Below are 15,476 nucleotides of genomic sequence, written 5' to 3' on the forward strand. Positions count from 1 at the left end.
AACGCACCGCCCGGACGGGACGCCACTGGACGGGCCGGAACACGCCACCCGGACGGGCCCGAGCACGCCGCCCGACGACAGGACAAGTCCGTCGGCCGCGCGTTCGTTCAGCCCCTCAGCCCCTCAGCGCCGCCTCGAAGGCGCCGGGGCGCTGGGTGACGCCGCTGCACCGGGTGTTCGGGACGACGTTCTCGGTCGACTCGGGGGCCGCGGCACCGGCCGTGGGATCGGCGGAGGGAGTGGGGTCGGTGGGGGTGGCGGACTGGGTCATCTCCGGGGTGCACGGCTGGTCGCGTTCGGCGGACCACATCGACAGCCGTCCGATCCCCTTCTCCGCGGCGAACCGCGCCAGCCCGGACGCGTCCTCCAGCGTGAAGACCTCGCCGGTGACGTCGTTGACCCCGATCATCGGCGTCACGGCGAGGATCTTCCAGGCGGCGGCGTCGGACATGCCGAACACCTCGCGGATCCGGGCCTGTGCGGCGGTGGCCGCCTGGACGGCGTAGTCGCCCATGTCGCCGGTGTGGTCGCCGCTGTAGTTCATCGCCATGATGTTGACGGTCGAGAGGATGACCCCCTCCTGTTTGGCGGCCTCCAACTGGGCGACGCTCTGCGGGGTCAGCCCGTCGGGCATGGCGGGCAGGGTGAAGGAGATGTTCAGGCCCTCGTGGGTGCGCTGGACCAGCGCGAGCGCCTGGGCGCGGCGGGCGGCCGCCTCGGTGTCGGCGAGCGCCTCGCCCTCCAGGTCGAAGTCGATCCGGTGCGCCTGGTATCGCTCGATCACCTCGGCGTAGGCGGAGGCGAGTTCGGGGACATCGGTGCAGACGGTGGCGAGTTCGGCGCCCTCGGCGCCGCCGAAGGAGATCCGTACGTCGCCGCCCGCCCGGCGGGCGCCCTCGATCCGGACGTCCAGCGCCTGGTCGTCGAGGGAGGTGCCGCCGTCCCACACCGGGGCGCAGCCGTCGCCCGCGACGATGAAGCCCAGCGAGAACTCCTCGACTCCGCGCCCCGCCGCCGCGGTCATGTCGTACGCCGAGTCCGACCAGGCGTTGACGTACGGCGTGAACTCGGCGGGTGGCCGGGCCGCGGGGGGCCGTGAGGCCCCGGCCTGTGAGGGCGCGGCGTGCGGCTCGGGCGGCGGCTTGTGCTGTCCCGCCCATACGGCGATGGTGGCGCAGACCACCGCGCCGGCCACGGCGATTGCGCTCATGCGGGGGCTGGCCCTCATGGCTCTGGCTCCTCCTTGCGGTCCGGTACGAGGCGCCGGGGGCCCGCGCCCCCGCACCGTCCTTCCGACCAAACCTCGCATATTCGGTAAACCTACCGAACTATGACACACCGCATGTTTGACTTATATGTCGCATGTCGTATTTTCTGCATTAACCTCATGCGTATGGATCCTCAGTCAGATGTGGCCGAGCGCGCGCCTTCGCGTCCCCTCCGCGCTGACGTGGCCCGGAAGGGGCCCGTGTTCGTGGACCTCTCCGGGCGCCGTGGCCGGCTGGTACGACATGTGGGCGTCGTCGCGGGAGCCGCCTGCCTCGGCTACTCGGCTGTCCTCGGGTTGGGCTACGCGGGCGGTACGCCCTTCGCACCGCAGACTCTGATCCCCGGTCGTTCCGTCACCACCGAGGCGTTCGGCCGGCAGCCGAAGCACACCCCGGAGGGACGTTCGGGGCCCTCCGGGTCGCGAGAGCGGCGGGACACCAACGAGTACGGCGAGTACGACGGGTACGGATACGACGAGGACGCACCGACCCACCGTCAGCACCGGCGCCAGCGGCACTCCTCCGGGCACCCCGAACCCCTGGCCGCCCGGCAGCCCATCGCCCTGCCCCCCGTCACCACCCGGCCGCGGCCCGCGCCGCCGCGGCCCGACCGGCCCAAGGCCGAGGCCCGACACGCGGCGCAGCGGCACTCCTCCGCGCACCCCCGCCCCAGCCACCGCGAGTCCGCCGCGGGGCACCGGTCGGCGGCGCACCGGTCCACAGGGCACCGCACGTCCGGTCACACGCCCTCGCATCCGGCCGCCCACCCGCCCGCCAAGCGGCCCGTGGACGCCTCGCACACCCCGCCCAAGAAACACCCCGCCACCGCCGAGCCACCGGCCAAGGGCTCCGGCCACCCGCAGGCCCCCAGCCGCACCACGAAGCCCGGCCACGCCAAGTCCCCCCAGAAGCCCCAGTCCCACAAGCCCCCGCGGGCCGACACGGTCACGCCCCCCAAAGGCCCCAAAGGCCCCAAGGCCCCCAAGGGGCCCGCCGAAGACGGCACCCCGGCCGGTGGGGCGGGCGCCCCCGAGGCACCCGAGCCGGCGGACGGCGAGTCATGAGCGGCGGCAGACCGCCGAAGCTGCCGCGGCCACGCCGTCGGCCCCCCGCGCCCCGTCAGGACGGGGCGCCGCGCACGGTGTTCCGGCTGACCAGCCCCGGCCGCCGCGCCGCGAGGCTCACGGGCATGCTCGGGCTCATCCGCAAGCCCTGGCTCCGCCGCGGCCGGCCGCCCAAGGGCGAGGGCCGCGTCCCTGAAGTCCGCACCCCCGAGCTCCCCGCCCCCGAACTCGGCACCCCTGAACTCCGCGCAACCAAGCTCCCCGCCCCCGGGCTCGGCACCCCCAAGCCCCCCGCCCCCAAGCTCCGCCCCGTCCGGCTCCGTACCGTCAAGCTGCGCAAGCTCCGCACCCGCACCCGGATGGTGCTCGCCCTCGCGACCCTGCTCGCGCTGGTGTGCACCCTGCTGCTGGACGGCTATCTGCACGCCGAGGTCGGCAACGACGCCCGGGTGTACCGCTCACACGCCTCGCGCACCGTCCCTGACCGGCTGCGCAAGGGCGGCCCGGTGATCACCTTCGACCGGAAGGGAAAGGCCACCGAGCACGCCATCCCGTCCAGGACGATCGCGCTGACCTTCGACGACGGCCCGGATCCACGCTGGACCCCGGAGATCCTCGACGTACTGCGCCGCCACAAGGTGCGGGGGACCTTCTTCGTACTGGGCCAGATGGTGGTCCGCCATCCCGAGCTGGTCCGCCGGATGCGGGCCGCGGGCCATGAGGTCGGGGTGCACACCTTCTCCCATGTCGACCTGTCCTACCAGGACAAGGGGCGCATGGACCGCGAACTGGCCCAGTCCCAGCTGGCCCTGGCCGGTGCGGCGGGCATCACCAGCTCGCTCTTCCGCGCGCCGTACGCCTCCAAGGTCCGCGCGCTGGACGACCGCACCTGGCCGGTGCAGCAGCACATCGGCTCCAAGGGCTACATCAGCGCGTTCGTGGACACCGACAGCGAGGACTGGCAGCGGCCCCCGGTCAAGGAGATCGTCCAGAACGCCACTCCCGAGCGCGGGAAGGGCGCGTCCGTGCTCTTCCACGACGCGGGCGGCAACCGCGCGCGGACCGTGAAGGCCCTGGGGCTCTATATCGAGCGGATGCAGAAGAAGGGCTACTCCTTCACCACCGTCACCGGCGCGCTCGGCGCCCGCGGCGCCAACCACCCGGCCCACACCCTGCCGATCTGGGAGGGCCGGGCGCTGATCTGGGCCGCCGCGTTCACCCACAGCGCGCTGCCGGTGCTGGTGGGACTGCTGGGCCTGGTGGGCCTCTCGGTGATCGGGCGGCTGCTGCTGATGGTGGTCCTCGCCTGGTGGCACCGGCGCTCCCGGGAGCGGCGGCGCTGGAGCCGGGTGCAGGAGGTCACCGATCCGGTGACCGTGATCGTGCCCGCGTACAACGAGAAGGAGTGCATCGCCAACACCCTGAAGTCGCTGTCGGCCTCCACCCATCCGATCGAGATCCTGGTGGTGGACGACGGCTCGACCGACGGCACCGCCGATATCGCCGAGGCGATGGGGCTGCCCAACGTACGGGTGCTGCGCCAGGCGAACGCGGGCAAGCCCGCCGCGCTCAACCGGGGCATCGCCCACGCCGGCCACGAGCTGATCGTGATGATGGACGGCGACACCGTCTTCGAGCCCACCACCATCCGTGAGCTGGTGCGGCCGTTCGCCGATTCACGGGTGGGCGCGGTCGCGGGCAACGCCAAGGTCGGCAACCGGGGCAGGCTGATCGGCGCCTGGCAGCACATCGAGTATGTGATGGGCTTCAACCTCGACCGGCGGATGTACGACCTGCTGCGCTGCATGCCCACCATCCCCGGCGCGATCGGCGCCTTCCGCCGCCGGGCGCTGCTGGAGGCCGGGGGCATGAGCGCGGACACCCTGGCCGAGGACACCGACATCACCATCGCCCTGCACCGGGCCGGCTGGCGGGTGGTCTACCAGGAGCACGCGCGCGCCTGGACCGAGGCGCCCGGTTCCGTGGGCCAGCTGTGGAAGCAGCGCTACCGCTGGAGCTACGGCACCATGCAGGCGCTGTGGAAGCACCGCCGCTCGCTGATCGACCGGGGGCCTTCGGGCCGGTTCGGCCGGGTGGGGATGCCGCTGGTGGTGCTCTTCCAGATCCTCACCCCGCTGTGCGCACCGCTGATCGACCTCTTCACCCTCTACGGGGTGATCTTCCTGGACCCGCTGCGCTCGCTGCTGGCGTGGGGCGCGCTGCTGCTGGTGCAGCTGCTGGGCGCGGCGTACGCGTTCCGGCTGGACCGGGAGAGCTACCGGGCGCTGGCCGTACTGCCGCTCCAGCAGATCGCCTACCGGCAGCTGATGTATCTGGTGCTGCTGCACTCCTTCGTGACCGCGGCGACCGGCGCCCTGCTGCCGTGGCAGAAGCTCAAGCGCACCGGCGAGGTGGACACCCCGCGGGCGCCGGAGGCCGTACGGTGACCGGGCTCACCCGTTCGGCTCAGCGGGCGCGGGAACACGGCGTGGCGTGACGACGCTGAGCTGGACGGAGGTGTCCCCATGACCGACGAAAGCCACCGCGAGAGCGGCCCCCGGGAGGGCTACCGCATCGAGCACGACTCCATGGGCGAGGTCCGGGTGCCCGCACACGCCAAGTGGCGCGCCCAGACCCAGCGGGCGGTGGAGAACTTCCCCGTCAGCGGGCAGCGCCTGGAGCGGGCGCACATCGAGGCGCTGGCCCGGATCAAGGGTGCGGCCGCCGTGGTCAACGCCGAGCTGGGCGTGGTGGACAAGGCCGTCGCGGGGGCGATCGCGGAGGCGGCGGCCGAGGTCGCCACGGGCCGCTGGGACGACCACTTCCCGGTGGACGTCTTCCAGACCGGCTCGGGCACCTCGTCCAATATGAACACCAACGAGGTGCTGGCCACCCTGGCGAGCGAGCGCCTGGGCCGGCCGGTGCACCCCAACGACCACGTCAACGCCAGCCAGTCCTCCAACGACGTCTTCCCCTCCTCCATCCACATCGCGGCCACCGCGGCCGTCACCGGCGATCTGATCCCGGCCCTGGCCCATCTGGCAGAGGCGCTGGAGCGCAAGGCGGGCGAGTTCGCCGATGTGGTCAAGGCGGGGCGCACCCATCTGATGGACGCCACTCCGGTGACCCTCGGTCAGGAGTTCGGCGGCTACGCGGCCCAGGTGCGGTACGGGATCGAGCGGCTGCGCGCCGCGCTCCCCCGGCTGGCCGAGCTGCCGCTGGGCGGTACGGCGGTGGGCACCGGGATCAACACCCCGCCCGGGTTCGCCGCCGCCGTCATCGCCGAGCTGACCCGCACCACCGGGCTGCCGCTGACCGAGGCCCGGGACCACTTCGAGGCGCAGGGCGCGCGGGACGGGCTGGTGGAGACGTCCGGGCAGCTGCGGACGATCGCGGTCGGCCTCACCAAGATCGCCAACGATCTGCGCTGGATGGCGTCGGGCCCCCGCACCGGGCTCGCCGAGATCGCGCTGCCCGATCTCCAGCCCGGTTCCTCGATCATGCCGGGGAAGGTCAACCCGGTGCTCCCCGAGGCCACGCTGATGGTCGCGGCGCAGGTCACCGGCAATGACACCACCGTCGCCACGGCGGGGGCGGCCGGAAACTTCGAGCTCAATGTGATGCTCCCGGTGATCGCCAAGAATGTGCTGGAGTCGATCCGGCTGCTGGCCAATGTCTCCCGGCTGCTGGCGGACCGCACCATCGACGGCATCACCGCCAACGCCGAGCGGGCCCGGGAGTACGCGGAGTCCTCCCCGTCCGTCGTCACCCCGCTCAACCGCTATATCGGCTACGAGGAGGCGGCGAAGGTGGCCAAGCGGTCGCTGGCCGAGCGCAGGACCATCCGCGAGGTGGTTCTGGAGTCCGGCTATGTGGAGCGCGGGCTGCTGACCCTGGAACAGCTGGACGAGGCGCTCGACGTGCTGCGCATGACACATCCTTAGCGGGCCCGGCGCGGTTTCACGGACCCGCCCCTGGACGTTGGCCCCCGGTTGCGTCATAGGTCACGGCATCGCGGCCCGCGCGCACCTAAGATCTGCTCATGACAGCGGACATCGTGGAGACGACGGGGACGGCGGACATCGCCCGGTGGGCACCGGGCGACCATATCCTGTGGCGCTATCGGGCCAACGCCTCCGACGTCATCCACATCTGCCGTCCCGTGACCGTCGTCGAGGACACCGCCGAACTGCTCGCCGTCTGGCTCGCCCCCGGCACCGTCTGCGTCAAACCGCAGCTCACCGACGGCACCTCGGTGCACCATGAGCCGCTGCCCACCCGTTACACCAAGCCGCGCACCACCGCGCTGTCCCAGTGGTTCGGCACGGGCGTGCTGAAGCTGGCCCGGCCCGGCGACCCGTGGTCGGTGTGGCTGTTCTGGGACCATGGCTGGCACTTCCGCAACTGGTACGTGAACCTGGAGGAGCCACTGGTCCGCTGGGGCCACGGAGTGGACTCCGAGGACCACTTCCTGGACATCGCGGTCTACGCCGACCGGAGCTGGGAATGGAAGGACGAGGACGAGTTCGCGCAGGCGCAGCGGGCCGGGCTGATGGCTCCCGAGCAGGCGGAGCGGGTCCGGGCCGCGGGGCGGGCGGCCGCGGCGGCCATCGAGTCCTGGGGAGCGCCGTTCCGGGACGGGTGGGAGGACTGGCGGCCCGACCCGGCGTGGTCCGTGCCCGCCCTTCCGGCGGACTGGGGCCGTACGGACAAGAAGCACACCTCGGCACACTCGAGGTCATGAACCTCTTGTCGTGTCCCAGTGTTTCAAACGTAGGATCGTCGTCCGGAACACTGCCCATGCGGGACACCAGACGGCGGCGCAAGTCTCGGGCGATGCGCAAGATCTGACGTAATCTCACAGGAGGGGGCGGAGTCGTGAGCGGTGAGGAAGAGTACAGAGACGGCTACGAGGGCTACGAGGACTTCGACCGTCTCGCACTGGACCGCAGCGGTCAGGCGGACGCCTTCGACACCATCGGCGACCGCTACGACGACGCCTTTCCGCACAAGGAGGGCCAGGTCGAGGCCGGCCGCTGGCTGGCCGAAACCCTTCCGCCCGGCTCCCGGGTGCTCGACGTCGGCTGCGGTACGGGCCTGCCCACGGCCCGTCAGCTGTTCGACGCGGGGCACGAGGTGGTCGGCATCGACATCTCCCCGGGCATGCTCAAGCTGGCCCGGGACAATGTGCCGGAGGCCACCTTCCACCATGTGGACATCGTCGATCTGCGGGTGGGCGGCCGCTACGGCCCGGGAGGCCCCCGGGCGCTCGGTCCCTTCGACGGCATCGCGGCCTTCTTCACGCTGCTGCTGCTGCCCCGCCCGGAGATCCCGTACGCACTGCGGACCCTGTACACGGCGCTCAGGCCCGAGGGGCTGCTGGGGCTGGGCATGGTGGAGTCGGACATCGACGACTTCCCCATTCCGTTCCTCGGCAACTCGGTCCGGGTATCCGGTTATCTGCGGGACGAACTGCGCCAGGTCGTCCGCGATGCGGGCTTCGAGATCACCGGGGAGGACTCGCACGCGTACGCCCCGGCCAGCACGGACGTACCACCTGAGATCCAGCTCTATCTGAACTGCCGACGACGTGCCTGACACTCGGTGCGCCCACGACGGGCGGGCGCACAGCCCCGGACGGATGGAAACCCACGCGTGACGGAGCACCCCACCTCCCACAACAGGCGGCAGGCGGCCACCTCTGCCGCCGCCCCGGGCGCGCCCGCGCCCGACGACGCGCACGGCGCGGTCCCGGACCCGCGGACCGCCGTGCGGCAGACGGCTGCTCCCGGCCAGGAGCCGGGCGACGGCCGGCCGCGTCCGGCCTTCCCCACGGAAGGCCCCGCGGGCCCCGCGGCCCATGAGGGACCCCCGGGCCCCGCGGGAGAGCCCACGCCCCGTGCCAGAGGGCGCGGTCCCGCCCCCGAGCGCGGCGCCGCCGGAACGGGGCCGGGGTCCGCGCGCCGTGGCCGCGGCGCGGACGGCGCGGACGGGCCGGGGAGCGCCGCCGCGGCGCGCGGTGGCGGAGGCAGGGAGCGCCGGAACACGGCGGAGAGCGAGCACCCGGCGCAGCCGGAGCACGGCACACCGGAGGGCGAGCCTGTGTGGGACGCGGATCGCAATGCCGCAAGAGGCGCGGCGCACCGACCCGGAGCGCGGAACGGCGGCACGGGCCCCGACGAGCAGGCCCCGGCCGCCCAGAGCGACGGACGGGGCAGGAAAACGGCGCGCCGGGGCACCGGCGCGGGTGAACATCCGGCCGGCGAGGCCCATGCGGCGGCCGCCGCGGCGGGCGAGGTCGCGTACAGCGGCCCGGCGGGCGGGGTGCCCCCGGTGCCGCCCGCGGGCGGCACCGCCGCCGACGCCGCCGACGCCGCCACCGCGCGGGACCGGGGCGGTGACCGGCTGCGGTTCGTGGGGGCCGCCACCCGGCGGATCGCGCGGGGCATCGACCTGGACGAGATCGTGCTGGGCCTGTGCCGGGCCACCGTGCCCACCTTCGCCGACGCGATCCTGGTGTATCTGCGCGATCCGCTGCCGGTCGGCGACGAGCGCCCGGTCGGCCCGGTGGTGCTGCGGCTGCGCCGCACCGACCGGATCCCGCTGGACCCGGACACCGACAGCGGCCGGCTGCCGCTGCTGCCCTCCCAGCCGGACCTCTCCCCCGCCGTGGGCGGCGGCCCGGCCGCCGAGCTGTGCGAGGTGGAGGCGGGCGGTCCGCTGGCCGAGGTGCTGCGCGGGGTGCGGCCGGTGTTCGGCGACTCGCAGGCCGCCCGTGCCGCGCTGCCGGAACTGCTCGGCGAGGGGCCCTCGGTGGCGACCGGTCAGCGCACCGTGCTGGCGCCGCTGCGCGGCCGCCGCCGGGTGATCGGCGCGGCCGTGTTCGTACGCCGCCCGGACCGGCCGCCGTTCGAACCGGACGATCTGCTGGTGGCCGCCCAGCTGGCCACCCACACCGCGCTCGGCGTCGACAAGGCGGTGCTGTACGGACGCGAGGTGTACATCGCGGACGAGCTCCAGCGCACCATGCTGCCCGACTCGCTGCCGCAGCCCACCGGCGTCCGGCTGGCCAGCCGCTATCTGCCTGCGGCCGAGACCGCGCGGGTCGGCGGCGACTGGTACGACGCGATCCCGCTGCCGGGCAACCGGGTGGCGCTGGTGGTCGGCGATGTGATGGGCCATTCGATGACCTCCGCCGCGATCATGGGCCAGCTGCGCACCACCGCACAGACCCTCGCCGGGCTCGATCTGCCGCCGCAGGAGGTGCTGCACCACCTCGACGAGCAGGCCCAGCGGCTGGGCACCGACCGCATGGCCACGTGTCTGTACGCGGTCTACGACCCCGTCGCGCACCGCATCGTGGTGGCCAACGCGGGCCATCCGCCACCGCTTCTGCTGCACCGGGGCGGCCGCGCCGAGGTGCTGCGGGTGCCGCCGGGCGCGCCGATCGGGGTCGGCGGTGTGGACTTCGAGGCGGTCGAGCTGGACGCCCCGGCCGGGGCCACCCTCATGCTCTACACCGACGGTCTCGTCGAGTCGCGGATGCGCGACGTGTGGACCGGGATCGAGCAGCTGCGGGAGCGACTGACCGCCACCGCCCGGCTCACCGGCCCCAACCCGCCGCCGCTGGAGCCGCTGTGCGACGAGGTGCTGGACATGCTCGGCCCCGGCGACCGCGACGACGACGTGGCGCTGCTCGCGGCCCGCTTCGAGGGCATCGCGCCCAGCGATGTGGCGTACTGGTTCCTGGACCCCAAGGCGCAGACCGCCGGACAGGCGCGCCGGCTCGCCCGCCGGGCGCTGGCCCGCTGGGATCTGGACGATCTGACGGACGCGGTGGAGCTGCTGGTCAGCGAGGTGGTGACCAATGCGGTGCGCTACGCCGAGCGGCCGATCACGCTGCGGCTGCTGCGTACGGACGTCCTGCGCTGCGAGGTCGGCGACGACGTCCCCCAGCTGCCCCGGCTGCGCCAGGCCCGGCCGTCCGACGAGGGCGGCCGCGGGCTGTACCTGGTGAACCGGATGGCACGGCGCTGGGGCGCGACCCGGCTGTCCACGGGAAAGGTCGTCTGGTTCGAGCTCGCGATGCCGTCCTGAGCCGCCCCGCCCCGGTGAGCCGGGTCCCGCGCCGTATGGCTCAGGACCCGGTGCGCAGGTACGCCACGACCATGTCGCCGAGCATCCGGCGGTAGTGGGCCCGGCGGGCCGGGTCGAGGGGGTCGCGGCCGAAGAGGGTGCCGAAGGTGTGCTGGTTGGCCACCGGGAAGACGGCGAATGAGCTGATCATCATGTGGACGTCCACGGCGTCGGTGTCGTCCCGGAAGACGCCCTGCTCACGGCCGCGGGCGAGGATCCCGGAGATCAGGTCGATCACCGGGGTGCCGGCCTTGGCCAGCGTCTCGGACTTGGCCAGATGCTCGGCCCGGTGGATGTTCTCGATGGACACCAGCCGGATGAAGTCGGCGTGTTCGGTGTGGTGGTCGAAGGTCAGCTGGGCCAGGTGCCGGATGGCCTCGGCGGGGTCGAGACCGGTCACGTCCACGGCCTGTTCGGCCTCGCGGATACCGGTGTAGGCGCGCTCCAGGACCTTGATGTAGAGCTGTTCCTTGCCGCCGAAGTAGTAGTAGATCATCCGCTTGGTGGTGCGGGTGAGCGCGGCTATCTCGTCGACGCGGGCCCCGGCGTAGCCGCGCTCGGCGAACTCCCGGGTGGCGACGTCCAGGATCTCGGCCTGGGTGCGGACGGCGTCGCGGAGACGGCTGTTCTTCGGCGGCTGATCGCTCATGCTGGGCCCACTCTACGTCCAGGGGGTTCACAAGAAGCCGTTCCGGGGCCTTTACTGGCCACGCTACTAACGAACCAGTTCGTACATTAGCCGGGAAGGCGGGAGGTCACCCGTATGGGAGGCGGTGCGCGCCGGTCACAGGACGGGCGGGAGGCGCGGGAGTCCTGTCTGGTGGGGCTGATCGGCTCCGGAGTGGGCCCCTCGCTCTCCCCCGCCCTGCATCAGCGCGAGGCCGACCGCCACGGGCTGCGCTGTCTCTACCGCCTGATCGACATCGATCCGCTGGGGATCGGCCCGGAGGGGGTGGGCGAACTGGTGCGGGCCGCCGCCCGGCTGGGCTTCGACGGGCTGAACATCACCCATCCCTGCAAACAGACGGTCATCGAGCACCTCGACGGGCTGTCGGAGGACGCCGCGCTGCTCGGCGCGGTCAATACGGTGGTCTTCGGCGAGGACGGCCGGGCGATCGGCCACAACACCGACTGGTCCGGCTTCGCCCGCTCCTTCGCCCGCGGTCTGCCCGACGCGCCCACCGGCGAGATCGTGCTGCTCGGCGCGGGCGGGGCGGGCGCCGCCGTGGCCCATGCGCTGCTGACCGTCGGCGCCGACCGGCTGACGCTGGCCGACACCGATCCGGCGCGGGCCGCCGGGCTCGCCGGGACGCTGGCGACACGGTTCGGCGCCGCCCGGGTCCGTACCGTGCCCCCCGAAGGGCTCCCGGCGGCCGTCGATCGCGCCGACGGGCTGGTGCACGCGACCCCCACCGGAATGGCCGCCCACCCCGGGCTGCCGCTGTCCGCCGGGCTGCTGCGGGCCGGGCTGTGGGTCGCCGAGGTGGTCTACCGCCCGCTGGAGACCCCGCTGCTGGCGGCCGCCCGCGCGGTCGGCTGCCGCACCCTGGACGGCGGCGGCATGGCCGTCTTCCAGGCCGCCGACGCCTTCCGGCTCTTCACCGGCCGCGAACCCGACGCGACACGGATGCTCACCGACCTCTCCGAACTGCTCGAGCTCCCCGCCGGAGGCTGACCATGCGCAAGTCCATCGCCACCGTGTGCCTCAGCGGCACCCTCGAGGAAAAGCTCACCGCCATCGCGGCCGCCGGTTTCGACGGGGTCGAGATCTTCGAGAACGACCTGCTGGCCAGCCCCCTCTCCCCCGAGCGGGTCCGGGACCGCACCGCCGAACTCGGCCTGAGCCTCGACCTCTTCCAGCCCTTCCGCGACTTCGAGGCCGTCCCCGGGGACCTGCTGGCCCGCAATCTGCGCCGGGCCGAGAAGAAGTTCGCGGTCATGGAGCGGCTCGGGGCGGATCTGCTGCTGGTGTGCTCCAGCGTCTCCCCCGCCGCCCTCGGCGACGACGCCCTCGCCGCCGAACAGCTGCGGCTGCTCGCCGAACGGGCCGCCGCCCACGGCATCCGCATCGCCTACGAGGCGCTGGCCTGGGGGCGGCATGTGAACACCTACGACCACGCCTGGCGGATCGTCCGGCGGGCCGGCCATCCGGCGCTCGGCATCTGCCTGGACAGCTTCCACATCCTCTCCCGCGGCTCGGACCCCAAGGGCATCGAGGAGATCCCCGGCGAGAAGATCTTCTTCCTCCAGCTCGCCGACGCCCCGCTGATGGCCATGGACGTCCTCCAGTGGAGCCGCCACTACCGCTGCTTCCCCGGACAGGGCGGCCTCGATGTGACGGGGCTGCTGGAGCACGTCCTGCGGACCGGATACGACGGGCCGCTGTCCCTGGAGGTCTTCAACGACGTCTTCCGGCAGGGCGACACGGCCCGCACCGCCGTGGACGCGCTGCGCTCGCTGATCGCCCTGGAGGAGGCCGCGGACCGCACCGATCTGCCCGCCCCGGTCGTCCCCACCGGCTTCGCCTTCGCCGAACTGGCGGCGGGCGGCACCGAGTTGCCCGCGCTGCTGACCGCGCTCGGCTTCGCCCGCACCGGGCGCCACCACTCCAAGCCCGTGGAGCTGTGGGAGCAGGGCGAGGCCCGTATCGTCCTCAACTCCGGCCTCGACGCCACCACCGGGCACCCCGAGGCGGCGCTCGCCGCCATCGGACTGGAGACCCCCGACCCGGCCGCGTCCACCGGCCGGGCGCGGGCCCTGCTCGCCCCCGTCCTGCCGCGCCACCGGGCCGTGGCGGACGCCCCGCTGGACGCGGTCGCCGCGCCCGACTCCACCGAGCTCTTCTTCTGCCGCACCGAACACCCCGACCACCCCAGCTGGACCGGCGACTTCACCCCGCGCGCCCGCGCCGCCTCCCCCGCCGGCATCACCCATATCGACCATGTGGCGCTCACCCAGCCCAGGCACCACTTCGACGAGGCGTCGCTGTTCTACCGCGCCGTCCTGGGGCTGCGCCCGCATGACTCCCTGGAGCTGGCCGATCCGTACGGGCTGCTGCGCAGCCGGGCCGTCTCCAACGCCGACGGCTCGGTGCGGCTGGCGCTCAACGTGGCCCAGATCCGCCCGGATTCCGGGCCGTCCGGCTCCCTGCGGCAGCACATCGCGCTGCACAGCCGGGACATCGTCGCCACCGCGCGGCGGCTGCGGGAGCTCGGCGCGCCCCCGCTGCCCATCCCCGGCAACTACTACGACGACCTCGAAGCCCGCCATGAGCTCGACCCCGGGCTCCACCGCACCCTGCGGGAGCTCGGGCTGCTCTACGACCAGGACGACGGCGGCAGCTTCCTGCACCTGTACACGGCCACCGTGGGCCGGGTCTTCTTCGAGGTCGTCCAGCGGATCGACGGCTACCAGGGCTACGGCGCGGCCAACGCCCCCGTACGCCTGGCCGCCCAGCACGCCCGTGTCCGCTGAACGCCCCGATCCCCCTTGTCCCGATACGACCTCGCCGTCCCCCGAGGAGCCGCCATGTCGTCAGCGTCGTCGACACCGTCCGCCCAGCGCCCGTCCGGCCCGGCCGCCGCGCCCGATCTGCTCGATCTGCCCGATCCGCCGCCGCTGCGCACGATGGTGGGCCCGGGAGTCGTCGCCGTCGGGATCGGTATGGCGGCGGGCGAGATCATCCTCTGGCCCTATCTGACCTCGGTCGGCGGGCTCGGGCTGCTGTGGCTCGCGGTGGTGACCCTGGCCATCCAGACGGTGATCAACCTGGAGATCGAGCGCTACACCCTGGCCACCGGGCAGACCGTGGTGGCCGGCTTCTCCCGCTGGTCCAGGGTGTGGGGCATCCTGATCTGTCTGGCCGGGGCGTTCCAGTACGTCTGGCCTGGCTGGGCCACCTCCGGGTCCACGGTGCTCACCTATCTGACCGGCGGCGGCGATGTCGTCTGGATCACCGTGGGCTCGCTGGTGGGCTTCGGGGTGGTGCTGACCGTATCCCCGGTGGTCTACCGCACGATCGAGAAGGTCGAGCTGGTCAAGGTGGTGCTGACGCTGTTCTTCCTCGCCGTCGTCGCGGTCGCCGTCATCGGCTGGCACACCTGGAGCACGGCGGGCGAGAAGACCGTCACCGGCGCCGGCCGGATCCCGGACGGCATCACCTTCACCATGATCCTCAGCGCGATCGGCGCCGCCGGGGCGGGCGGGGTGCACAACCTCGTGCTCAGCAACTGGATCCGGGACAAGGGCTACGGCATGGGCGCCCATGTGCCCAAGCTGGTCTCCCCCATCACCGGCCAGTCGGAGGCGTCCGGCGCCGACCGCTACACCTTTCCGCAGGACGAGGCGAATCTGGCCCGCTGGCGGGTGTGGTGGCGGCGGGCCAACACCGAGCACATCGTGTCGTTCTTCGTGGTCTGCCTGGTGACGATCGGGCTGATGAGCATGCTCGCGTACGAAACCCTCTTCGGGCGCGACGATGTGGAGAACAGCCCGGCGTTCCTGCGGATCCAGGGCGATCTGCTGGGGCAGCAGGTGGGCGACTGGCTCAAGATCCTGTTCTTCGCGGTGGCCACGGTCTCGCTCTGGGCCGCCTCGATCGGGCTGCTCGACATCATCGGACGGGTGGTCAGCGACTTCGCCAGGCGCAACTACCTGCGGGAGTCGGCGTTCTGGACCGAGGGCCGGCTGTATGTCGCGGTCATATGGGCCGAGGTGGGCATCGGCTCGGCGATCCTGCTGTCCGGGGTGGACCAGCCGATCGTGCTGCTGACCATCTCCACCTGCACCGCCTCCGTCGTCACCCTCGTCTACTCGGCGCTGCTGATCCGGCTCAACCGCCGTGATCTGCCGGGTGCCGTACGGCTGCGGGGGCCACGGCTGTTCGGGATGCTGCTGGCCATCGGCTTCTACGGCTTCTTCGCCCTCGCGATGCTGAAGAGTCAACTCGAAGAAAACTTCTGAGCCTCTGTCCGCACACCGGTACGGTCCGGGGCGGACATGCCCGTGG

The 15,476-nt window shown here is 72.7% G+C and carries 11 protein-coding genes; 9 read left to right on the forward strand and 2 right to left on the reverse strand.

Translation table 11 applies throughout. The features are described 5' to 3' along the window. Positions 1 to 115: 115 nt before the first annotated feature. Positions 116 to 1,210 (reverse strand): chitinase, encoded by a 1,095-nt coding sequence (locus AB0E24_RS02955; protein WP_359374558.1) that lies wholly within the window; start codon positions 1,208 to 1,210, stop codon positions 116 to 118. 183 nt (positions 1,211 to 1,393) lie between these two features. On the opposite strand from AB0E24_RS02955, the gene AB0E24_RS02960 reads away from it, so the two are divergent. The 6 genes from AB0E24_RS02960 (at position 1,394) to AB0E24_RS02985 (ending at position 10,429) form a co-directional block, all read left to right on the forward strand. Then, complete coding sequence (locus tag AB0E24_RS02960; protein WP_359374559.1) at positions 1,394 to 2,332, forward strand: hypothetical protein; 939 nt, start codon at positions 1,394 to 1,396, stop codon at positions 2,330 to 2,332. A 359-nt stretch (positions 2,333 to 2,691) separates the two neighbouring features. Beyond that, on the forward strand, positions 2,692 to 4,779 hold the full coding sequence (locus tag AB0E24_RS02965; protein ID WP_359374777.1) for a bifunctional polysaccharide deacetylase/glycosyltransferase family 2 protein: 2,088 nt from the start codon (positions 2,692 to 2,694) through the stop codon (positions 4,777 to 4,779). Positions 4,780 to 4,857: 78 nt separating this feature from the next. Continuing rightward, positions 4,858 to 6,276 carry a class II fumarate hydratase gene (locus tag AB0E24_RS02970; RefSeq protein ID WP_093701640.1) on the forward strand — a complete coding sequence of 473 codons (1,419 nt, stop codon included), beginning with the start codon at positions 4,858 to 4,860 and terminating at the stop codon, positions 6,274 to 6,276. A gap of 98 nt (positions 6,277 to 6,374) precedes the next feature. Beyond that, positions 6,375 to 7,076 (forward strand): cytidylyl-2-hydroxypropylphosphonate hydrolase, encoded by a 702-nt coding sequence (gene fomD, locus AB0E24_RS02975; protein WP_167503040.1) that lies wholly within the window; start codon positions 6,375 to 6,377, stop codon positions 7,074 to 7,076. Positions 7,077 to 7,210: 134 nt separating this feature from the next. Continuing rightward, positions 7,211 to 7,930, forward strand: coding sequence for a class I SAM-dependent DNA methyltransferase (locus tag AB0E24_RS02980; protein ID WP_069864505.1), 720 nt, complete (start codon positions 7,211 to 7,213; stop codon positions 7,928 to 7,930). 57 nt (positions 7,931 to 7,987) lie between these two features. Next, positions 7,988 to 10,429, forward strand: a complete 2,442-nt coding sequence (locus AB0E24_RS02985; RefSeq protein WP_359374561.1) for a SpoIIE family protein phosphatase — start codon at positions 7,988 to 7,990, stop codon at positions 10,427 to 10,429. Positions 10,430 to 10,469: 40 nt separating this feature from the next. On the opposite strand, the gene AB0E24_RS02990 is transcribed toward AB0E24_RS02985, so the two are convergent. Further along, positions 10,470 to 11,117 carry a TetR/AcrR family transcriptional regulator gene (locus AB0E24_RS02990; RefSeq protein WP_069864509.1) on the reverse strand — a complete coding sequence of 216 codons (648 nt, stop codon included), beginning with the start codon at positions 11,115 to 11,117 and terminating at the stop codon, positions 10,470 to 10,472. Between the two features lie 114 nt (positions 11,118 to 11,231). Between AB0E24_RS02990 and AB0E24_RS02995 the strand changes: the two genes are divergently transcribed. From AB0E24_RS02995 to AB0E24_RS03005, 3 genes are read left to right on the forward strand one after another with little or no spacing between them, the layout of a single operon-like run. Beyond that, entirely contained in the window at positions 11,232 to 12,143 is a 912-nt protein-coding gene (locus AB0E24_RS02995; RefSeq protein ID WP_359374563.1) for a shikimate dehydrogenase, read from the forward strand. A gap of 2 nt (positions 12,144 to 12,145) precedes the next feature. Beyond that, positions 12,146 to 13,942 (forward strand): bifunctional sugar phosphate isomerase/epimerase/4-hydroxyphenylpyruvate dioxygenase family protein, encoded by a 1,797-nt coding sequence (locus tag AB0E24_RS03000; protein ID WP_359374564.1) that lies wholly within the window; start codon positions 12,146 to 12,148, stop codon positions 13,940 to 13,942. Positions 13,943 to 13,996: 54 nt separating this feature from the next. Further along, on the forward strand, positions 13,997 to 15,430 hold the full coding sequence (locus tag AB0E24_RS03005) for an Nramp family divalent metal transporter (protein ID WP_100806317.1): 1,434 nt from the start codon (positions 13,997 to 13,999) through the stop codon (positions 15,428 to 15,430). Positions 15,431 to 15,476 lie beyond the last annotated feature (46 nt).

The sequence above is a fragment of the Streptomyces malaysiensis subsp. malaysiensis genome, from assembly GCF_040653035.1.
GTDB classification, from domain to species: Bacteria; Actinomycetota; Actinomycetes; order Streptomycetales; family Streptomycetaceae; genus Streptomyces; species Streptomyces malaysiensis.

Coding starts and splice junctions, on each gene's coding strand:
- AB0E24_RS02955 (WP_359374558.1), bottom strand. CDS start 1,210: ATGAGCGCAATCGCCGTGGCCGGCGCGGTGGTCTGCGCCACCATCGCC.
- AB0E24_RS02990 (WP_069864509.1), bottom strand. CDS start 11,117: ATGAGCGATCAGCCGCCGAAGAACAGCCGTCTCCGCGACGCCGTCCGC.
- AB0E24_RS02960 (WP_359374559.1), top strand. CDS start 1,394: ATGGATCCTCAGTCAGATGTGGCCGAGCGCGCGCCTTCGCGTCCCCTC.
- AB0E24_RS03000 (WP_359374564.1), top strand. CDS start 12,146: ATGCGCAAGTCCATCGCCACCGTGTGCCTCAGCGGCACCCTCGAGGAA.
- fomD (WP_167503040.1), top strand. CDS start 6,375: ATGACAGCGGACATCGTGGAGACGACGGGGACGGCGGACATCGCCCGG.
- AB0E24_RS03005 (WP_100806317.1), top strand. CDS start 13,997: ATGTCGTCAGCGTCGTCGACACCGTCCGCCCAGCGCCCGTCCGGCCCG.
- AB0E24_RS02965 (WP_359374777.1), top strand. CDS start 2,692: ATGGTGCTCGCCCTCGCGACCCTGCTCGCGCTGGTGTGCACCCTGCTG.
- AB0E24_RS02995 (WP_359374563.1), top strand. CDS start 11,232: ATGGGAGGCGGTGCGCGCCGGTCACAGGACGGGCGGGAGGCGCGGGAG.
- AB0E24_RS02970 (WP_093701640.1), top strand. CDS start 4,858: ATGACCGACGAAAGCCACCGCGAGAGCGGCCCCCGGGAGGGCTACCGC.